This window comes from Algoriphagus lutimaris (assembly GCF_017051705.1).
Taxonomy (GTDB): Bacteria; Bacteroidota; Bacteroidia; order Cytophagales; family Cyclobacteriaceae; genus Algoriphagus; species Algoriphagus lutimaris.
In genome coordinates, this window is the sequence record NZ_JAFIDJ010000002.1 from 246,730 (window position 1) to 268,288 (window position 21,559).

A 21,559-nucleotide genomic window follows, 5' to 3' on the forward strand; every position below is an offset into this window, starting at 1 on the left:
TAAAACTACAGTGAACACAAAGATTGGCCCAGAGGTCACAATATATTTTGCTATTATCAGTAAACTCAAATACTAAGAACCTAACCCTCAGTAAGATTACTAATATTTATGATCAAGTGAGTTTACTTACCGATTGATTTGAGTTCAACTTCAGAATTCTTCAATTTTGCTTTGTCTATCTGTTCTCCACTTTTGATAAATTTGGTACCCCAAACATAAGCTTTCGCAGAATTCACCGCGTCAACTGCCAGCAACTCATTTCCCTTAAAATACCAAATAGAGAAGACCTTTTCTGATTCTTTTCTCAAAATTGCTTCCTCATAACCAGTAGATAAGCCTACCATTTGGAATTTCACTTCATATTGATCAGACCAAAACCAAGGAATCGTATCATAGAAAACATCCTTACTACAAATCGCCGCAGCAGCGATTTTCGCCTGATCCACTGCATTCTGAACACACTCCAGCCGGAGATATCGCTGGTAGTGAGGGTTGAAATGATTGGTACAATCTCCGATCGCATAGATATGCTCATCCGAAGTAAGAGTTGTTAAATCTACTCGTATTCCATTTTCTATTTCCAATCCCGATGCCGAGGCCAATTCAGAATTCACCTGAATACCCACTCCTAGCACTAGCATATCAGCAGAAAAACTGGAACCATCTGCACAAATAATCTGTGTTTTTTCACTTCCTCCCTTTATGGCAGTGACCTTCTTATTGCAGTGAATAGATACTCCGTTTTCCGCATGAAGATTCTCAAAAAACAAAGACAATTCAGGCGCAGTGACACGTGCAAGCACTCTGGATTCCCGCTCCAATACCGTAACTTTTGCTTCTAACTTTCTTAAGGAAGCTGCGATCTCCAGACCGATATACCCACCACCAATGATGACTACTTCCTGACTGAAATTCTGAGAAATTTTATTCCGAATTTCATTGATATCGGCGGCTGTTCGTAACGGATAAACATGTTTTGCTTCGGACAAACCTGGGATAGACGGGATCATCGCCCGAGCTCCAGTGGCAAGGACCAGTTTATCGTAAGCTTGCCATGTTCCATTATCCAGCTGTACTATTTGAGTTTTTCGATCTATTCTCAGCGCTCTGATTTTAAGGAGTAACTGTATGTTTTCCTTGGCATAGCTTTCTGCAGACTTCAAAAGATTTAGACCTATAGCTTCGGCATTGTACAGGTAAGTTTTGGAAAGAGGAGGACGATGATAAGGCAACTCTGGATCTGAGTCCAGTAGTATTATTTTTCCTTCCCACCCTTCCTTTCGCAACGCAAATGCACAATTTACCCCTGCATGGCTTGCTCCAATGATCAAACAGATTTGATTTTTCCCTAAGTTTTCAGACATGAGCAATCTTATTTGGCAACACGAAGTACCAATCCATCAAGCTCCTCACTGATCTGCAACTGACATGAAAGACGACTGTATTGATCCGTATCATCATCCAATTCCAGCATATCTGCTTCGATTTCGCTTGCCTCACCGGTTTTCGATAGATCCTCAGGAGCCACATGAACATGACAGGTGGCACAAGAACATACTCCTCCACAATCACCGTCGATCCCTTTTATTCCATTCTCCACGGCCAATGCCATCACAGAACCTGAATATCCTTCCAAAGTAATTCTTTGCTCATCGCTCGTTATAAAAGTAATTTTTGCCATTTCTTTATTGGGTTGTTGCATTGAATTTCACACTGATTTTATGGTAGCCTACCTTTCGTTGGAATTTGCCCCATTTTTCGATATTCTCTTTCATATCAAGAATGTCTATTGATTTAATTTTCTCCGAAAATTCTTTTACTAGAATTCTCATAATCTGTCGGGCATGTGTAGCTCCAAGGCAATTGTGATGACTAAAACCAAATCCCACGTGCGGATTAATTTTTCGGTCCAAAACTATTTCATTCGGATTTTCAAAAACATTTTCATCCCTGTTGGCAGATGCCCAACATAAAGAAACCCGACTATCTGCTTTTGCTGCATGCTCACAGACAATTGTATTTTCAGTTACTACCCTACCCATATGCGTCAAAGGCGAAAAGTATCTGATCATTTCTTCTACTGCATTAGTAATGATTTCAGGCTCCTTTCTCAGCCTTTCCAAGGATTCAGGATGATCAGCAAAATAGGCGATTGCATTGGTGACTGCATTAATTACTGTATCACGACCCCCGGCGAAAGTCAAAACCATCACCCCTTTTGCTTCTTCTTTGGTCAGCTTTCTCCCATCAAAATCTGACTGCATAAGTACCGAATACAAGTCATCAGATGGATTGGCGATCGCACGATCAAGTTCACGGTCTATATAATCATACAGTACAATGGCTTTATCCGCATCCAAAGCTTCTCCTTCACTACGAAAAACGTGTGTCCCCCAGGATATCCAGATTTCTGACTCTTTGAAAGGCGTATTGAGCAAAAGCGTCAGGGCACGGGACTGTAAGGGAAGCGCAAATTCATTGACCACTTCCAGGGATTCCTTAGCCAACATCTCCTCAATAATACTTGAGACTATCGTAGTCAATGCTTCCTGATAATCCGCATTAATGGGACGCTTAAACCATGCTTCCAAAACTGATCTGTATGCTCCATGTTTTGGAGGATCCACTTCAAATGGAATCTGCCGCGTATCACGAATATTCACTTCAGAGGGAACGACAATCCTTCCAGGAATCGTCTCTGAGGTAAAGGTCTTGTAATTATGTGCAGTCTTCCTGACATCTTTGTGTCGCAGCAACATGGTCACTGGATCATTTTGGTCATCTATAGTCTCATAGCCACATTTGGACCTCTGCGCTGCAAAAGGATCAGGTATTTCACTTTTTTTCATGGAGTTCGGTTTCAGGTTAGGGCCTTGTTTCTTGATTTACAATAATTGCCAAAAAACTCTTCAGATAACTTCCCTATTTTCACCAATAAGTAATCTATTATGTCGCCTATTGATGTTTTTGGATGAAAAATTGATTAAATAGTAAATTTAACCGTACTATCACTACAAGATTTTGAAGCCAATTTTAGAACCCATCCCCTTAGGAAATCAGAAATCTATCTTAGGTTTCTGTTTTGATAAAAAGGATTTTGAAACACCCTGGCATTTCCATCCTCAGCATGAGCTGACCTACATTGAAGAAAGTGTGGGAACCAAATTTATTGGGGACTATGTAGGTGGATACCAGCCAGGAGAATTGGTTTTGTTGCGATCAAATCTTCCCCATTGTTGGAAAAACAACACCTCTCAGGCATCAAACTCCAAATCATACGTAGTACAATGGAATTTGGGGATTTTTCCCGAAGTGCCAGAATTAGACTCAATTCATCAATTGTTAAAGACAGCCTCCAGAGGTTTGATTTTTGACAAGGAGCAGGTGAATCACCTAATTCCTCTGATTAAAACCTTCCCGGATTTGTCAGGGCAAGAGCTTTATATTCAACTTCTGGGCATACTTTCAGCACTTAGTAAAGCATCCTATAACACACTTTCAGCCGCGAGTTTTACAGATGATATTCCCAGCGAATACGGCACACGAATGGCCAAAATCCATGACTTTGTAGGAGAAAATTTTGGGAGGAAAATTTATCTAAAAGAATTAGCGGATTTAGTAAATCTCTCCGAGCAATCCTTTTCAAGATTTTTCACCAAGATGATGGGAAGGCCATTCTTTACCTTTCTGAATGAATATAGAATAAACCATGCAGCGAGGATGCTGTTGGACACGGAGGAGCCCATAGCGCAAATCGCCTATGCCTGTGGTTACGATTCACTTCCTTTTTTCCATAAGAAATTCAACGAATCCTACCAAGTATCGCCTGCCCAGTACAGGAAACAGTTTTTCCAGAAAAGCTAAAATATGATCGCCTATTTTTTTTCCACTGGCTTATACACTCTTATCCACTTCACTCTGAAGGTATGATCCTCTACATTGGCCAATTCTGAATCAGTAGGCGTGTAGGTTTCTGATTGTAAACCTGATTCAGGACTGGATCTCCAGGTTTGATCCTCCACATTGATGATGATATCCATTTCCTAACTCAACCCAGTTCGTGTATCCTTGGCAGTATTCCCGAGCTCTTCAGCATTCGTATAAAATTTTGGATCGATCATATCCTTGCCCAAAACCCTACGAACCAATTCCCCTTCAATTTAATATTCCAAATTCCAAGAATCTTTCCAACTGACGCAATATCGATGAAACGCTTTCCGCTAGGTTGCACCAGCTATGTTTCATGAACCGGAATCTGTAGGCTGATAATCCTAAAAGAGTGTCTTACATGAATCCATTGAACTGAGTAAAAACCGTGTCTCTTTAAAGAAATTAAGACATGATTTGGAGTTTCTAAAGTTTGCCAATTTAAGCCATCTTTTTATTCACTTTCCAAATCTTACTTAGGGTGTTGTGCTTCAAGAATAATAAATTCAGGTTTAAATCCATCATAGATAAATGACTTTAAAGAAAGCGTCAAATTCCAATTTGAGATGAGTCATGGAAATTCAGAGTAATTGAAAAACAATAATTCCAAAGAATAAACTAACCTCTGGAATTTGTTGAAAAGGAAAGTTTAAAATATTAGAAAAAAATGAATCTAAAAGTGGAACAAAATTGACTCATTTGGAATCATTTGGAATTCATCATTACACAAACCGCATCAGAAACCCTATAAAACACAAAAAGCCGATCAAAATTGATCGGCTTCGTAGTAGCGGGAACAGCGCTACATAGATCTTAATCTTATTTAATTGAATTTTTCTAAAAACAGGCCTATAGTAGATATAAACATTATAATGCAATAAAATTAAATTCAGATATCATCAAATATATTAAATTAAAGTGTACCCCAAAGTGTACCCCGACTCAAATTTTGTCTAAATTGAATTGTCCAATCAATTCAAGCAAACATGGCAAAATTCAACTTCTACCTTCGGGACAAGAAAAAGGATGGTGAAACCCCCATACTTTTTATGATCAGTTTCGGATCAATCCGTGTGAAGTATCCATCCCAAAAAAGCATTCATCCCAAATTTTGGAATGAGCGTGACCAACAGGCCAGACAAGTAAGAGAATTCCCCCAAGCAAAAGTCTTCAATAGCACCCTTAAACATTTGAAGGATTCAGCTGAAAAAACCTTGCTCCAACTTGAAACAGAATTGGAAAGGCTACCAACTTCAGAAGAGTTGAAAAATCAATTGGATATTGAGCTGGGTAGAAGTATCCCTTTTGAAGAGGTAGATGAAAAGAAAAACTGGAAACTCCTCGATTACTTTGAGCTATTCATTGAAGAATCCAAGGACGGGACGAGACTCACTCCAAAAGGAAGAAAGTTTGACAAAAGATCAATTCAGAAGTACAATACTGTATTGAGGTCTTTAAGGGAATTCGGACAGACATATCCACTCACCTTTGAATCAATTGACAAATCCTTCTACACGAAATATGTCAAATATTTGAACACAGAAATTTCAGAAAAGAAACCGAATGGGGAAAAAAAGATTATTAAAAAAGCATTCTCCATAAATAATGTTGGCAAATACATACAAGTCATTAAAACCTTCTTAGCATGGGCAACCGAAAATGGAGTGAATCATAACCTCTATTATCGATCTCGACAGTTTAAAGCCCCGAAAGAACCTGGGTTTTCAATATACCTGAACGAGAAGGAAATTGAAGCTATTTATTATCATGATCTAAGTAACACACCGCATTTAGAGCGGATTCGAGATCTGTTTATTGTTGGTTGTTGGACGGGTCTTCGATTCTCCGATTTCACTAATATACAACCTGAAGATATTGAAGGTGATTTTATCAAAATCAAGACATTCAAAACAGAAACTCCTGTTGTGATTCCTGTCCATTGGATGGTTAGAAAAATACTAGAAAAATATGATGGCAAGTATCCAAACAGTTTACCACCTGCCACATCCAATCAAAATATGAACAACGGATTGAAGGAGATTGCAGAAAAAGTGGATTTATTAAAAGTAACTATTTATGAGGAGGGGGTAAGAGGTGGAGTTAAATTTAGAGAAAAAAGCATTAAATGGAAGTATGTGGTAACGCACACCGCAAGAAGATCATTTGCCACAAATGTCTATTTGAGCGGGTTTCCTGCAATCAGCATAATGAAAATAACAGGTCATACTACAGAGAAGGCTTTTTTAGCCTATATTAAAGTCACTCCTGAGGAGAATGCAAAAAGACTTTTAGAACATTGGGCTAAATCATAAAAACAATGAATGAAGAAATAAACAACTCTGTGAATCCGACAAAGGAAGAGCTGTCAAAATCAATTACAGAATTACAAAATTGGATAAAAGAGGAAAAAGTAAAATTCAAACAAAAAATAAAGGTTTTGAAACCAATCCTAAAATCTCAGAATTATGTTTTGCCAACAGGTTGGGAAGAATTATTAGCATCTCAATATTTAGAAAATCCTGAATTCACGGAAAAGTATAAAGGCAAAAAAATCACCCAGATTGATTTTACAACAATTCCTTCTATTTCAAAAAAGCAGATAATTGAATTTGTGAAAAATCATACTGATGAGTTAAAAGAATTATTACAAAAAGAAGATATAATTAGAACCACTTCAAAAAAAAACTTCCCAAAAGCGTCCATTCGATATCAACTAATTCTTGAACTTTTTGAAGTAAAAAAAGAATTCAAAGAATTTTCCTATGAAAAAATGGACCTCCTAATAAGTAAAATACTTTGTGTTCATGAAGACACTGTAAGACATATTCGAGAAAAAAAGCCAAGGTATTTCACGAAAAATATAGATGATAGAACAGCTAAAGAATTAATAAATAAAATAAAAAAGGGGTACTATTTGTAGTACCCCTCCCAATTACCCCCATTAAAATGCGCTCAATCTAAACAACTAAGATATGAGCGAAATCATTTTAACCACTAAAGAAGAGCTAACCGGAATCATCAATCATTCAGTTAAAGAAGCTCTCGAAAAATTCAGGCCAATCCCCAAAGAGGAGCCCAAAACTGAATCCTACTATTCAAGGAAAGAGACTGCCAAAAGGCTACAAACTTCATTAGTATCATTAAGATCCTGGACAAAGGCTGGACTTATCAAGTCACATGTTATTGGAGGCAGAGTGCTTTATAAGGAATCAGATATTGAAGCTGCACTTACTGAAGTAAAAACTGTAAAATTCTAATCCCATGCTGCCAAAAAAGAAAATGGCACATGAGGAATTAGATTCTTCAAGTGCCACTCCTGCAACTGGTATCCAATCAATAGCAGAACATAAAAATACAAAAATCAAGGTCAATATCCCACCTAGATCATCATTAAATCTTAAACCAATTGATCCTAGGATCATTTCCGCAAAATTAGATTTCTCTGAAGAAATTGAGCATCCTCCTGTTTGCCTAAGTATGAATTCAGGGCAAGAGGAAATCCCTTTTGGTACACTAGGCAACTTCACGCTTATCACGGGAAAAGCAAAAAGTAGAAAGACTTTTACTCAATCCCTATTTATTGGAGCAATGATAAGAGGGGAACTTCAAATTCTAAAAGGCTACCTCCCTCTAGGGCAAAACAAAATAATTTACTTTGATACAGAGCAAAGCAGGTTTCATGTACAACTTGTATATAGGAGAATAGCAAAGCTTACAAATTGTAATCCTCCTGAAAACCTTGAAGTTTACTGCCTTAGGCCTTTTTCACCTAGAGAGCGAATTGAAATCATTGACAACGTCATTAATTCATCCCATGATTTAGCTGTAGTAATAATTGATGGGGCGAGAGATTTAGTCAATTCTATTAATGATGAAACAGAATCAACAGAAGTATCAACCTATCTGATGAAATGGACAGAGCAAAAAAACATTCATCTTATAACAGTATTACATCAAAACAAAGGTGATAACAACGCTAGGGGACATCTCGGTACGGAATTGATTAACAAGGCAGAAACAACCTTAACTGTTAGGGTGGATCCTTCAAACAAAGAAGTCTCAATCGTGGAAGCAGAATTCACTCGTGGATTATGCCCAGAACCCTTTGCATTCAGGATTGATGAAAATGGTTTACCACAGATCATTGGAGACTGGGAAGCATCTACTTTATCACCAGACAAAAAACGAAAAGACCCTACCACAATTATCCAATTGAAACATGAAGAGTTTTTAGATTCTACTTTTCAGAACAATAAGATCATAGCTCCTAAGGAATTAATGGATGCTATAAAAAATCAATTCGATCTCGGCGATAGCAAGGCAAAAGAATTCAGGTCCTATTACTTGGATATGAATGTAATAGAAAGATTAGGCAAAGAAACAAGTCCAAAAGCTAAATACAAATACATCCCTGAAAATTGGGAGCGTAAGGAAATGGTTAAAAAATATCAGAAGCTAGTTAGTTAGAAGGTTCTATATGAATACGCCAATAACTAACCAAGTACCCTAACTCAGTTAACTAAGTAAATAACCAAGTATCCAAGTATGAAATCGGTCCTAAATGTTCAGGTCAGCTGTTTTAAAAACTACCGTGAGTCTAAAAATCCCAAGTCGGTTAATTTACTCACTTGGCTAAGTTCTGAGAAATACAGATCCCAAGTAGAGGAAATTCGAGGAATCCATGAGAAGGCGAAGCGGGATGAGCTGAAAGCAACTCTTCCCGCTATGACGCCTAGCGGTTTATTCTCAAAGCGCTGCGAGTCAGGAATTATAGACCATTCGGGTCTGATTCAAATTGATTTAGACCGACAAGACAACCTCCACATTGTCAATTGGGATGATTTAAAATCTGAACTGATCAAACTTCCTGAAATTGCTTACCTAGGTAAATCAGTTTCTGGAACAGGATATTGGGGGTTGATTCCTATACCTCCTGATATATCTAAACACAAATTGTATTTTGATGCAATTCAGGAAACTTTCCAGAACTGGGGAATTGAATTAGACCAGAAACCAAAAAGTGTGGCAAGCCTAAGAGGTTACAGCTTTGATGAAGATGCTTATTTCAACCATAAAGCCAGTCTCTTCAATCGGCCTAAAGAAATCATCATTAAGCCAGTCAGAACAAGTTTTCCAGCTGAGCCTTCAATATTACTAACTTGGTTAATCGAAAAAATGAATTCTGCAGTTCCAGGGGACAGACATTCGACTCGGCTCAAAGTCGGAAGACTTTTGGGAGGCTATATTGCCTCAGGTGTTTTACCTTATGGTTCTGAAGAGCAATTGATTCAAAACTATCTGAGCTATTTTGGATCAGCTGATTCAATCTCAACCCAGAAAAAAGAGATTAAAGCTATCAAAATGGGAGTTTCAGATGGAGTGAAATATCCAATAACTTGAATTGGTCTTTTATGTTAAAATAATGATAGGCATTTTTACATTCAATTCGTAAGTTGAAGTGTTTTTAGACGGAAGGCTTAATCACGTTTTAAGCTTCTTTTAGACCTCTTTTATTAAACCCACTGATTAACAGTAAATAATGAGTAATTCACTCGATAAAACTGATCTAACCTTTTTCACCAATGAAACTGGTCATACTCTACTTAGTCGTTTTAAATCAACATTAAAAGACACCCAGCTTTTTGATGTTTTAGTTGGTTATTTTAGAGCAAGTGGATTTTATCAGTTGTACGACGCTCTAGAGCCAGTAGAGAAAATAAGAATTCTTGTTGGTTTAAGTATTGATAGAGATTCATACGATATGATACAATATCACCAGCAATTGGGAATGATTGATTTCGAATCACATCAAAGAACCAAAAAACAATACCAAGAGAATCTTAAAATTGAGATTGAGAATAGCAATGAGAATGACAATAGCCTAGAGTTAGGAATTCGAAAATTCATTGAATTTCTTCAAACTGATTGCAAAGATATAGCCATGGATCAAGCCTATCATGGCAATGGCAAAAAATTAGAAATTAGAGCTTATCCATCGAAGAATATTCACGCAAAGGTTTACATCGGAAAGTTCAAACCAGATGACCGGGATTATGGATTTGTGATTACAGGTTCTAGTAATTTTTCAGAATCTGGATTTGTGGCAAATCGTGAATTTAACGTTGAACTTCGAACCAAAAGGGATGTGCTTTTTGCGGAAAATCAGTTTAATGCACTTTGGAAAGAGTCAGTTGATATTTCGGACGATTTTATTGATACTATACAGAATAAAACATGGCTCAATGATCAAATCAAGCCGTATGAACTTTACCTCAAACTGATTTATGAATATTTAGAAGAAGACATCAATCTAGCCGATGAGTTTGAACCGTTTTTGCCAGAAGGGTTTATGAAATTGAAGTACCAAAACCAGGCAGCAATTCAAGCCAAGAAAATTCTTGATACCTATAATGGTGTTTTCCTTGCAGATGTTGTAGGCTTGGGTAAAACCTTTGTGACAGCATTGCTTCTCCAACAACTCCAAGGAAGAACTTTAGTCATTTGTCCGCCAGTTTTGAAGGATTACTGGAAAGATTCATTGTTTGATTTTGGAATTAGAAGTTTTGAGGTAGAATCCCTTGGCAAACTGGAGCACATTATCAAAAAAGGGTTGGAGCGTTACGACTATATTGTAGTGGATGAAGCACACCGTTTCAGAAATGAAGGAACTCAATCATATGCCAATTTATTAGACATCTGTCGAGGGAAGAAAGTAATTCTGGTTACTGCCACTCCTTTAAACAACACTGTTGACGATATTTTTGCCCAATTAAAATTATTTCAGGCACCAAAAAATTCAACTATCCCCGGAATTCCAAATCTTGAAAAGTACTTCGCAAATTTCCGAACAAAGTTTTCTAAGCTAGAAAAAACAGATCCGAACTATAAGAAGCTTATCAAAGAGGTTTCTGATGACATAAGAAACAGCATATTACGATATGTAATGGTGCGAAGGACCCGTAAAGATGTAATGACTTATTTCAGTCAAGACATGAAAATGCAGGGTCTTACATTCCCAGACTTGAACAATCCTGAAAAAATAGTTTACGAATACAAAGGTGAATTGGAAATTACTTTTAAAGAAACTATGCTAAAGCTGGCTGGATTCACCTATGCTCGATACACTCCTTTGCTCTATTACATTGGTAACAAAACGTTAAGTGAGTTTGAAAAACAGCAACAACGCAATATTGGAGGGTTTATGAAAGGAATATTGGTGAAGAGATTGGAAAGCAGTTTTCATGCTTTTCGCCAAAGTGTTGAACGTTTCATTATCTCTTATGAAAAATTCATAGAAATGTATCATAATGGCACGATCTACATCAGTAAAAAGATAGATGTCTATGATCTGATCGAAAGTGATAATATCGAAAAATTAGAGGCTTTTGTAGAAGATGAAAAAGCCCATAAATACGATTCAAAAGACTTCAGAAAAGAGTTTATCACAAAGCTTGAATTTGATTTGGAGCTACTAAAAGAAGTAAAAGAGCTTTGGAAGAAAGTGGACACAGACCCTAAATTGGAGCAGTTCATAAAGGAATTAAAAAAAACCTACGCCCTTAAAAAAAATAAGCTAGTCGTATTTACCGAATCTAAAGAAACGGGAGATTACATCTATGACGCTTTGATCGATGAATTTCCCGGCAAAGTTATGTTCTATTCCAGCAATGGGGGGAGGCACACTGATAAGAAACTAACATCCAACAATGTAGTTTCCCGTGATTTAATCACAGCCAATTATGACCCAAATCGAAAACAAAAAGAACAAGCAGATGATTTGAAGATACTCATTGCAACCGATGTGTTGGCAGAAGGAATTAACCTCCACCGCTCCAATGTACTAGTGAATTACGATTTGCCTTGGAACCCAACTCGGGTACTTCAAAGAGCAGGGCGTGTCAATAGATTAGGAAGCAAGTTTCCAAAAGTTCACATTTTCAACTTTTTCCCAACCACCCAATCAGATGAACATTTAGGGTTAGAAGTGAACATAACCAACAAGATCCAAATGTTTCATGACATCTTGGGTGAAGACGCAAAGTACCTCAGCGATGGAGAGGAATTTGGCAGTCAGGAATTGTTTAACACTTTGAACAGCAAGACAGCTTACACAGGGGAAGAAGGGGAAGGTGATTCCGAATTAAAGTACCTCGAATTGATGCGGAAAATAAGAGACGAACAACCAGACTTATTTGAAAAAATCAAAAATCTACCCAAGAAGGCCCGTTCGGGATTTCGAAAAGAGGAATTAACAGCGGACCAATTGGTAACTTTTTTCAGGATAGGAAGACTCAAAAAATTCTATCTTAATAAATCAGGAGCCTCCAATGAAATCAATTTTTTTGATGCAGTGAAAGTCTTAGAATGCAAAGCTGAAACAAAGAGGGCAAACATCCCAAATGAATACTACCATTTATTACAAATCAATAAATCCAGATTTGAACTGGATACAACTGTAGGGGATGAAGTTTCTTCTGGAAACCGTGGTCGTTCAAACGCAAAATACATTGAGAACCGATTGAAGGATAGATCATTTAAGAACTTCAAAGGTTTCACCGATTCTAATGATGAGTTTATCAATGGGGTGAAAGAAATGCTTGCACAAGGAACTATAGCAAAGAAAACAGCCCAAATTATCAAAAAAGACTTGGAGAAAACTATTGACCCACTTCAAGTATTACATATTTTAGAAAGGCATATTCGCTTTGTAGCTGTAGAAGGAGCACAAAATGCCAGAAAATTTCAGAAACGGGAAGTAATTCTTTCAGGGTATTTAACTTACTAATTATGGATAAGAAAGCAGCTCAACAGCTTATTGAGAATACTTTTAATGAAGCTTTTGATGAAGATCAATTCACGATTTTTGCCAAAAACTTACTGAATGATCTAGAGCCGAAAAGCAATTTTTATACTGGTAATCTTATCTGGGATGATTACAAAGAGCATATCAACACCTACAAGCGGATTGGAAAGTATACCGATCCTGAAGGTGAACCTTTGGATGTGTTAATTGTAGAAGTAAAAAGCATCCAAAAGCTAGAACGGGCAAGAACTGCCCTACGGAATTTTGTAATCAAACATTTGAGTAAGTTTGAAAAAGATTATGCTTTGGTGGCATTCTACTCTAAAGAAGATAAAGGGCTGGATTGGCGTTTCTCTTTTATAAAGCTGGAATATCGATCTGAATTGGATGCAGAACAAGGTAAAGTAAAAACAACAAAAGAGTTTACTCCTGCCAAACGCTATTCCTTCCTTGTGGGTAAGTATGAAAAATCCCATACTGCCAAAAATCAGTTGTTGCCTCTGCTACAAAACATTGCTAATAACCCTACCATCGAGGAGTTAGAAGCAGCATTTAGTATTGAAAAGGTTACTGATGAGTTTTTTGAGCAATACAAGTCTCTGTTTGAAAAGCTTTCAAAACATATTGCTGAAAATGATAATATTCAAACTGAATTAGTAAAATCAAATATTGACACTACCCGATTTACCAAAAAACTGCTGGGACAAATCGTGTTCCTCTATTTCTTACAGAAAAAGGGCTGGTTGGGAGTAGCACAAAATGCCAAATGGGGAACTGGTAAGAAGCGTTTTATCCAAGAGCTTTTTGACCAAGCGCAGAGCGAAGGTGTCAATTTTTTCAAAGACAAACTGCAATACTTATTCTATGAAGGTCTAGCCAAAGAACGTGACAATGAGAACTCATTTTACACCAAACTTAATTGCCGGATCCCGTTTCTGAACGGTGGTTTGTTTGAAGCTGATTACGATTGGGAAAACGCCAACATTACGATTCCTACTTCGCTATTTAGAAGTGGTGAAGAAAGAGAAGAAAAACGAACTGGTGTTCTAGATATTCTAGACCGCTACAACTTCACTATCAAAGAAGATGAGCCACTGGATAAGGAAGTAGCAGTCGATCCTGAAATGCTGGGTAAGGTGTTTGAAAACATGCTGGATATTACCGAAAGGAAGAGCAAAGGAGCTTTCTATACCCCCAGAGAAATCGTACACTATATGTGTCAAGAAAGTCTGATCCACTATCTAGACAATTCTCTGAATAATGGTACTGACAGCTATCAGGCTATCGATAGTGATCAGACGAGTATGTTTGCAGGCAATAGTCATAAAAAGGGGAATCTTAAAATAGAGCTTGAACATAAAGGAAAAATACTTGTCCCAAAATCAGATATTGAAATCTATATCCGTGAAGGTCATTTTGCACTGGAAAATGATCAACGGGTTGCCTCCAAAGGCGAAACCAAAACTTACCAATACCAACTACCCGAAAGTATTCGTCAAAATGCTGATCTAATAGACAAAAAGCTAAGCGACATACGAATTTGTGACCCTGCCATTGGTTCGGGTGCATTTCCTGTTGGGCTTCTTCATGAACTGGTAAATGCCATGTTAGTGTTAAAGCCTCATTTTAGCCTGAACTACCTGAAAGACAAACTAGATAAGTTTGGATTTAAGGAAAGAGAGAGCGTAAATGAAAGCCGCTATATCTACCGTCTGAAACGCCACATTATACAGGAAAGCATTTATGGAGTGGATATAGATCCCTCTGCCATAGACATAGCTCGTCTACGTTTGTGGCTCTCATTGGTCGTAGACGAAGATGACCTAGATCCAATTGAAACACTTCCAAACTTGGATTATAAAATTGTTTGTGGGAATTCATTAATTGGATTACCCGCACAGGGAGTCGACAGATATCCCCAGCTGAGCAAAGAATTGGAAGAGTTAAAAGAAAAATTTTATAATGAGACCAATGAACAAGAAAAAAAGAAACTTCGAACTAATATCAATGAAAAGATTCTAACTGTTTTAAAGGCAGCAGAAGATTTCGAAGGCTACAAAATAGACTTTGACTTCAAACTCTATTTTTCGGAAGTGTGGCGAGAGAAAGGTGGCTTTGATGTGGTGATTGGAAACCCACCTTATATTCAAATTTCTAAGCTTGATTTGGAATTAAAGAAGAATCTTGCTAAAATGAATTTCGAAACATTTTCTTCGTCTGGTGACATTTATGAGTTGTTTTACGAGAATGGGAATAGAGTTTTAGCTAAAGGTGGCCATTTATGTTTTATAACATCAAACAAGTGGCTTAGAGCTAATTATGGAACTTCCACTCGGAAATTCTTCCTGACCAACACAAATCCCAAATTACTTTTTGATTTTGGCCAAGAAATGGTTTTTACAACGGCTATTGTTCATAGTAATATCTTGCTTTTTCAAAAAGAAAAGTTTAAAAATGAATTTAAAGGGTGTCAACTTACTAAGGCGAAGCTTAACTCGCTCATTAAATATTTTAATGAAAATTCAATAAGGCTTGACTATTTCAATGAAGAGGTTTGGGCTATTTCTACCCCTGAATTAATTAAAGTAAAATTGCACTTAGAAAAAATTGGGACAAAAATCTCGGATTGGAATATAGATATAAATTATGGATTAAAAACTGGATATAATGATGCATTCATAATAGATGAGGATAAGAAAAACGAACTTGAATCAAAGGATAAGAAAAATAAAGAACTTATTAAACCTATATTAAGAGGCCGTGACACCAGAAAATATTATTGTAATTTCCATAATTACTACTTAATAAACACACACAATGGAAGTAAGAAACAAAGAATTAGCAGAATTGATGTAGTAAAAGAGTATCCTACTCTTTATGAACATTTAAAATACTTTCTCCCAAAAGTATCGATAAGAAGTGACAGGGGTGATCATTGGACCAATTTGCGAAATTGTGCTTATTTAGATGAATTAGAAAAAAATAAAATAGTTTTTTCGGAAATCGTCTCAGAACCGCAATTCTATTACGATACCCAAAAATATTATCCAGAGGCCACCGCTTTTTTAATCACAGGAGAAAATCTTAAATGGCTAACTGCATTCTTAAATTCTGAATTAATTACAGTATTGTTCCGAATTTTTTATGCTGGTGGGGAACTGGTTGGAAAGTATCGCTACAAAAAAGCATTTTTGGAAAACCTTCCAATTCCAGAACCAAATGCGGTTTTTAAACCTGGAATGGAATTGCTTGTAGATTACTTAGGGCTTTATAAGGGTGTTTATAAAGATAAATCAAAAGAAAAGTCTGAATCAGCTTTTTTTGAATCTATTGTAGACTGTTTGGTTTATGAAATTGTCTTCCCTGAAGAAATCAAATCGGCAGGCAAAGAAATCTTAAAGCATTTGAGAGATTTAAAGCCTATCTCAAATGAAATGAGCGAGGAAGAGAAGCTTGCTATTGTTGAAAGTGAGTTTGAGCGTTTGTATGACCCCAATCATCCAGTGCGATTTGCAATTGAAACTCTAGATAGTGTTGAAGAGGTGAGAATTATTAAGGAGGTACTGAAGTAATCTTTACATGTCAAAGTACAAACGGATCAACTATTTTCTTTTTGGTATCAAAAAGCCATAAAGGTAAATTAAATAGATATTAGTTTCTTTTTTTTTAAACACGATATATTTAATACTATGTCCAATTTAACCTTAGCCAAATTACTTCCCGTAAATAGCAGCCAGTTACCAGCACAAAAGCACACCTATATTGGTCTCGATTTTGGAACATCTACCACGGTGGTTAGCCTTTTTGGAGACGGGCATTCATCAGAAGTGGTGTCCCCAATCCAAATTTCTCAGCAATACCAAAGCGGCGCCGTTATTCAGGATACCAGAATTCCAACATGTCTTGCCTACAGCAAAAAATACGATGAATTGTATTTTGGAGCCGGAGCTTATGAAGCTCGATTCAACCCTCTCCTGGAATTGGGTAAGAACGTATGGTTTGAATTTAAAACGCTCCTTGGAGAGGACGTTGGTCCGAGGTATCACAATACCGTTTTGGATGGAAAAGATGGACGTTTAAAGCTCGAAACTGCTGTTGACGCAACAGCTATTTTTTTAGGGAATATTCGTGAAGAGGTAGAAAAGGAAATTGAAAAAAAAAGACTACCAAAAAAAATCATGTGGGCGGTAAGTGTCCCTGCATCATTTGAAGCAAACCAACGAAAGGATTTGATTGAAGCATTAAATCGGGCAGGAATTGCTAACATCGGAGAAAGTATGCTCATAGATGAGCCCAATGCTGCATTTTTGAGTTATGTCGATCAATCTGCAAGGCTAGCTGGCCAAAAACCCCTTGTAGTACCAGATGGCAAACCCATTTCAGTCCTTGTATTTGATTTTGGAGCAGGGACTTGTGACATATCAATTTTACAATTTCAGCAGGATGATTTCTCTGGAGTAAAATCCAAAAATGTTGCTATTTCACATTACACTGAGATCGGAGGGAAAGACATCGATAAGATGATAGCGGACAAATTTGTTGAAGAATTATTGCCGCTAGAATCATCTACTCCTCAGGTATCGGATATCCCGATGCGTGTTAAAGAGAGATTAAGCCACCAGCTTTTAAGGATTGCAGAGCAGGTAAAGATTGAGTTATGTAAACAGGTAATGTTCCATCAAACCAATTCCAGAAACACGGATATCGACTCTCTCTTTTCAACATTTGGAATATCTCCTGAAGTCAAGGACCATCAAAACCGGATCTATCAGCTACCTAAGGTCAAGCTTACCTATCAGGACATGACTGGGATAATTAAAAAATTTACAACTGAAAGGTCACAGAAAAGTATAATCAGTCCAATAAAGTCAGCATTAAAATCAGCTGGATTGAAAGCAAAGGATATTGATTATGTCTTATTCGTTGGTGGAAGTTCTAAAAATCCATGGATTCAAACAGCTGTGAAAGACTATTTTCCAGAGTCTGATTATTTGTTCCCTGAGGATATGCAAACCTTAGTTTCTGAGGGAGCTGCAATTCATAGTTATTACTTTAATGGGTTAAATCATAAGCTAATCAATCCCATTACTGGCCCTACCATAAACCTAAGAATGTCTAATGGACTAATGAAGGTTTTGGTGCCTTCAGGTACAGAAATTCCTTTTGAGGGAGATGAAATCAATGATTTGAGACCGCAAAGAGAGAACCAAGAAGCGATAGAACTTCCGATCTGTTTGACTTCTGAGTCCCATATTTTACAAAACTTAAAAATTGAACCATTAGGCAAGCGTGGCTTCTCACTATCTGACAAGATATCCTTGAAGGTTAAAATAACCGCTGACAAAACTTTGCACGTAGCTGCTAAAGTGTCAACCGGTGAAGCAGTTGTTACCCAGCTAAATCCATATTCATCCAGAGCTTTATCAACAAGAGAAAGGATTGCGGCAGAAGGAAGAAAAAGATTCAATCAGGCAATCAGAAGAAATGCTGGGAACCCAACAGCGTCAGCATTTATAAATCTTTCAGAGGCTTTAAAAAAAGCAGAACAAAGAAAAGAAGCCGCAGAAATGATGGAAGAGGGATATCAAATTGATAAAGGAAGAGTAGATCTAAATAGTTTGGCCGTTGCTTGGCATAATGCAGGAAATATTACAAAAGCAAAAGAATTTTACAACCTAGCTATTGAGCAAGGGGATGTGTATGCATGTGCCAATCTAGCAAACGCAATTAGATGGACAGAACCAGAAGAATATAGAAAATTATTAATCAAAGCATTTTCAATGAACCCAAGTAATGACTGGGTCCTCTATAATTATGGTGAAATGCTGAAGAGTGAAAATAACGAAGAATGGCAAAAACATTGGAAGACCTGTCTACGAATTTATTTAAATCGGCTTAATTCCAAGACTTTAAAAAAAGATGATGTTGATAGAGCATTGGTTATTTCAAAAGCATTAAATGAACCACAAACAACAGCCCTAATAAATGAATATTCTTCAACCATTTCCAGTGAAAATCAGGTGTTCAATGAAAATAATACGGTCACTTCCAATTCAAAACAAATTGTAAAAAACTCGTCCATAAACCCCTTAATTAATTGATATGCCTACAGCACATGCAAATAAATGGTTCGTTGAATATGAATCACTGGATAGCGACCAGAAAAAACTGGTTAATGGATTAGTTTTTGAAAATGGGAAAACCGTTGGATTAATTAGCGGACCTGCAGGATCAGGAAAAACCATTATCCTAGTAAATGCACTTTCTAAATCAAATTCAAATAATATTGCCTTTGTCTCATATACTAGGTCATTATTAAATTTGGCAGACCAAGGGCTACCTTCAAATGTTAGAGCTATGACATATTTTAAGGCGCTAAAAGAATATGCCAATTACGATCTTGTTGTTATTGATGAGGTACAAGATGTCCCTGCAGAAGCACTTAATATTATTATTTCAAGATCAAAAAAAACACTTTTAGCTGGAGACAACTTTCAGAAAATATTTGAAAATGGTGCGGATTCAGCAACACTTAATTCTGTAAGTAAAGGTAATGTCCATAAACTCACCCGTACTTATAGGTTAACTCCACGAGCATTTGCGGCAGCGTCCAAGATTTACCCAGGAGCTTTGGAAGGTGTTTCTCCAAGTGGGAAAGCTGTAGTACCTATTGAATTATACAATACAGATTTGAATGATGAAGGAGATTTTCTCTCTTACGATATAGCAAAAAGAGAGTCGGAAAAACGAAGAACTTCCGCCATATTATTACCAAAAAAAAACAGTATTGTTGAGTTTGCAAATAAAATATTGGCGAAGCAGGGAAAACCTAGGTGGATTGTTGTAAAAAACAGCTATTCAAAGGAAGACTTTGGATCTTTAAACAGGCATTTAAGGAATAATCAGGTAAAACTCCACGTAGTTCAAAACAGCTATGGTGATTTAAATGAAGCTTTTGAAAACAATGAAGTTGTGATCCAAACTTATCATAGCGCAAAAGGATTAGATTATCAAGTGGTATGCCTACCAAATTTAAGTGTAGAAGAGGCAACCAGTACCTCAGAGTTACAAAGATCATTATTTTATGTAGCCATAACTAGAGCAAGTGGCGCTTTGATTATTACACAAAATAAAAACACCTCCTCTTCTTATTTAAAGACAATTGAAGAGTTTTGTACAAAAATGGACGCAAGTCGAATAGTAAAAGAAGATGATAATGAAGATGAATTCTAAATACGCATATCTATTTTTCGATCCAGAATATTTGGTGGATCTTTTAAGAGCTGGAGGTAGATTTTCTATTACGCAATCTTTCTTAATACCCTCGGCTTATTCACCTCAATCTGAAATAGTAGAATTCGTTGAAAAAAGTTTTCCTACTTTAAGTGAGGAGCGTTACGAAATCTGTTTAAAATTTCGTTTACCAGAAGACAAGTCTAATTTATGGTTTTCACTAGAAGAAATAATAAGTGCACATTTCTACAGTAAACATAGACAGGAGGCTGTTTCGGAAGGGGTATTACATACCTTAAATGTATATGGAATACCAGTTTTGGAGCCTTTGGATAAGAACATTGAACATGTGATAGAGGTATATGATTCGACTATCAGAGAGCATACGGCTAGAATGATTAATAGAGCCTGGTTTCCAGATGTTAAAATATCGAATGAGTTTATTTACCAACTAAAACTTGGATATAAGTACCAGCAATCCCCTGCTCCAGAACAATTGCCTCAAATTCCCTCAGAGTACATTTGGGCCCATTTGGTAGCCTATAATCCTGGACTTCGGAAATTTGAAGAAAGACCTAAAGTTTTATGGCTCCAAGATATTCAGGAGGTAATCAAACGAACTGATTCCAGTTTCAAACAAGAACTAAAATCAATTGGAGAAAAATATAACTCCAAGTTTTCAGATATTTTAGATTCTGCCGAAAAAGGAAATGGGCCTTCAAAATGGATAGTTGAAAAAAATAAGAATGAAAAAAGCTATTTTTCTGAATTGAATAGGTTTTTAAGTCATTCGGCCAAACAACAAAATTTCTTCTATACTGCCTTGCTTTATCTTAATTGGAGGGAAAGTGTTTTAAACCATGACTATTCTGGAAAATTATCAGACCATAAAGAAGTTAGTGCCTTTCTAAACCTTTCAAAAGATAATCCCATACGGAAAGCTATTGCAGAGGCATTGTTTACTATCGTTTTTGCAGGTGGCCCTAAAGTTTTTCAAAAAGCGCTGATAGAAGCAAGAAAGAAAATATTGGGGATACAAGAACCAAATCAACCAAATATTCATAAAACTCCAAATAGCCCGATTAAGCCAACTACGAAGCCAAAAGGTTTGAAACTTTTTGAAGACCTCAAAAATTTATTTGGAAAAATATTTGGTAGGAGGTATGATGAATCAAGCGCCACAAAAAAAAAAGAAATTCAAAAAGACATAAAGAAAATCGGTAGCACAATAACCAAAATAAAAAAGGGAGAATTTGACTATGAGCAATACCTTACCCTCTGTTTACTATTTGAAATTCAAGCAGAGCCATTTGATGATTATCCTAAAAATGAGCCAGATAGGTCTAATACGACAGACTATCCAAATGAAATAAATAAGGATACAGGTAATCAATCAATGGTAGAATCAGCAACAGAAGAGGATTCATCCGATAATAAAGATAAAACGGCTACTGATTCTGACCAACCCGATAAAAAAGGGGATTTGATTGACGATTCAACTGCACCATCAGACAAAACAGATGCACCACCAAGTGATACTGAAAACAAGCATTCTGAGGAAGATCAATCAGATATAAATAAGGATACAGCTAATCA

15 protein-coding genes are annotated in these 21,559 nt (G+C 36.7%); 11 read left to right on the top strand and 4 right to left on the bottom strand.

Annotated features, from left to right (window positions below; all coding sequences use genetic code 11):
- Positions 1-122: 122 nt before the first annotated feature.
- The 3 genes from JYB62_RS11905 to JYB62_RS11915 are packed head-to-tail and all read right to left on the bottom strand — an operon-like array spanning position 123 to position 2,849.
- Positions 123-1,364: an NAD(P)/FAD-dependent oxidoreductase gene (locus JYB62_RS11905; protein WP_205645661.1), complete on the bottom strand. Its 1,242-nt coding sequence runs from the start codon at positions 1,362-1,364 to the stop codon at positions 123-125.
- Between the two features lie 8 nt (positions 1,365-1,372).
- Positions 1,373-1,681 (bottom strand): 2Fe-2S iron-sulfur cluster-binding protein, encoded by a 309-nt coding sequence (locus tag JYB62_RS11910; RefSeq protein ID WP_205645662.1) that lies wholly within the window; start codon positions 1,679-1,681, stop codon positions 1,373-1,375.
- 4 nt (positions 1,682-1,685) lie between these two features.
- Positions 1,686-2,849 carry a cytochrome P450 gene (locus tag JYB62_RS11915; protein ID WP_205645663.1) on the bottom strand — a complete coding sequence of 388 codons (1,164 nt, stop codon included), beginning with the start codon at positions 2,847-2,849 and terminating at the stop codon, positions 1,686-1,688.
- 172 nt (positions 2,850-3,021) lie between these two features.
- On the opposite strand from JYB62_RS11915, the gene JYB62_RS11920 reads away from it, so the two are divergent.
- Positions 3,022-3,864 (top strand): AraC family transcriptional regulator, encoded by an 843-nt coding sequence (locus tag JYB62_RS11920; protein ID WP_205645664.1) that lies wholly within the window; start codon positions 3,022-3,024, stop codon positions 3,862-3,864.
- Between the two features lie 11 nt (positions 3,865-3,875).
- On the opposite strand, the gene JYB62_RS11925 is transcribed toward JYB62_RS11920, so the two are convergent.
- Positions 3,876-4,040 carry a hypothetical protein gene (locus JYB62_RS11925; protein WP_205645665.1) on the bottom strand — a complete coding sequence of 55 codons (165 nt, stop codon included), beginning with the start codon at positions 4,038-4,040 and terminating at the stop codon, positions 3,876-3,878.
- 873 nt (positions 4,041-4,913) lie between these two features.
- Between JYB62_RS11925 and JYB62_RS11930 the strand changes: the two genes are divergently transcribed.
- From JYB62_RS11930 to JYB62_RS11975, 10 genes are all read left to right on the top strand, one after another.
- Entirely contained in the window at positions 4,914-6,239 is a 1,326-nt protein-coding gene (locus JYB62_RS11930) for a site-specific integrase (RefSeq protein WP_205645666.1), read from the top strand.
- A 5-nt stretch (positions 6,240-6,244) separates the two neighbouring features.
- On the top strand, positions 6,245-6,847 hold the full coding sequence (locus tag JYB62_RS11935; protein ID WP_205645667.1) for a hypothetical protein: 603 nt from the start codon (positions 6,245-6,247) through the stop codon (positions 6,845-6,847).
- Positions 6,848-6,899: 52 nt separating this feature from the next.
- Entirely contained in the window at positions 6,900-7,184 is a 285-nt protein-coding gene (locus JYB62_RS11940) for a helix-turn-helix domain-containing protein (RefSeq protein WP_205645668.1), read from the top strand.
- A 4-nt stretch (positions 7,185-7,188) separates the two neighbouring features.
- Positions 7,189-8,394 (top strand): P-loop NTPase family protein, encoded by a 1,206-nt coding sequence (locus JYB62_RS11945; RefSeq protein WP_205645669.1) that lies wholly within the window; start codon positions 7,189-7,191, stop codon positions 8,392-8,394.
- A 78-nt stretch (positions 8,395-8,472) separates the two neighbouring features.
- Positions 8,473-9,327 carry a BT4734/BF3469 family protein gene (locus JYB62_RS11950; protein WP_205645670.1) on the top strand — a complete coding sequence of 285 codons (855 nt, stop codon included), beginning with the start codon at positions 8,473-8,475 and terminating at the stop codon, positions 9,325-9,327.
- 139 nt (positions 9,328-9,466) lie between these two features.
- Positions 9,467-12,712: an SNF2-related protein gene (locus tag JYB62_RS11955; protein WP_205645671.1), complete on the top strand. Its 3,246-nt coding sequence runs from the start codon at positions 9,467-9,469 to the stop codon at positions 12,710-12,712.
- A 2-nt stretch (positions 12,713-12,714) separates the two neighbouring features.
- On the top strand, positions 12,715-16,302 hold the full coding sequence (locus JYB62_RS11960; RefSeq protein ID WP_205645672.1) for an Eco57I restriction-modification methylase domain-containing protein: 3,588 nt from the start codon (positions 12,715-12,717) through the stop codon (positions 16,300-16,302).
- Between the two features lie 117 nt (positions 16,303-16,419).
- On the top strand, positions 16,420-18,831 hold the full coding sequence (locus tag JYB62_RS11965) for an Hsp70 family protein (protein ID WP_205645673.1): 2,412 nt from the start codon (positions 16,420-16,422) through the stop codon (positions 18,829-18,831).
- Between the two features lies 1 nt (position 18,832).
- Positions 18,833-19,963, top strand: coding sequence for a 3'-5' exonuclease (locus JYB62_RS11970; protein ID WP_205645674.1), 1,131 nt, complete (start codon positions 18,833-18,835; stop codon positions 19,961-19,963).
- A partial coding sequence (locus tag JYB62_RS11975) for a hypothetical protein (protein ID WP_205645675.1) occupies positions 19,947-21,559 on the top strand: 1,613 nt, incomplete at its 3' end. The genes JYB62_RS11970 and JYB62_RS11975, both read left to right, overlap by 17 nt.

Coding starts and splice junctions, on each gene's coding strand:
- JYB62_RS11905 (WP_205645661.1), bottom strand. CDS start 1,364: ATGTCTGAAAACTTAGGGAAAAATCAAATCTGTTTGATCATTGGAGCA.
- JYB62_RS11910 (WP_205645662.1), bottom strand. CDS start 1,681: ATGGCAAAAATTACTTTTATAACGAGCGATGAGCAAAGAATTACTTTG.
- JYB62_RS11915 (WP_205645663.1), bottom strand. CDS start 2,849: ATGAAAAAAAGTGAAATACCTGATCCTTTTGCAGCGCAGAGGTCCAAA.
- JYB62_RS11925 (WP_205645665.1), bottom strand. CDS start 4,040: ATGGATATCATCATCAATGTGGAGGATCAAACCTGGAGATCCAGTCCT.
- JYB62_RS11930 (WP_205645666.1), top strand. CDS start 4,914: ATGGCAAAATTCAACTTCTACCTTCGGGACAAGAAAAAGGATGGTGAA.
- JYB62_RS11935 (WP_205645667.1), top strand. CDS start 6,245: ATGAATGAAGAAATAAACAACTCTGTGAATCCGACAAAGGAAGAGCTG.
- JYB62_RS11940 (WP_205645668.1), top strand. CDS start 6,900: ATGAGCGAAATCATTTTAACCACTAAAGAAGAGCTAACCGGAATCATC.
- JYB62_RS11945 (WP_205645669.1), top strand. CDS start 7,189: ATGCTGCCAAAAAAGAAAATGGCACATGAGGAATTAGATTCTTCAAGT.
- JYB62_RS11950 (WP_205645670.1), top strand. CDS start 8,473: ATGAAATCGGTCCTAAATGTTCAGGTCAGCTGTTTTAAAAACTACCGT.
- JYB62_RS11955 (WP_205645671.1), top strand. CDS start 9,467: ATGAGTAATTCACTCGATAAAACTGATCTAACCTTTTTCACCAATGAA.
- JYB62_RS11960 (WP_205645672.1), top strand. CDS start 12,715: ATGGATAAGAAAGCAGCTCAACAGCTTATTGAGAATACTTTTAATGAA.
- JYB62_RS11965 (WP_205645673.1), top strand. CDS start 16,420: ATGTCCAATTTAACCTTAGCCAAATTACTTCCCGTAAATAGCAGCCAG.
- JYB62_RS11970 (WP_205645674.1), top strand. CDS start 18,833: ATGCCTACAGCACATGCAAATAAATGGTTCGTTGAATATGAATCACTG.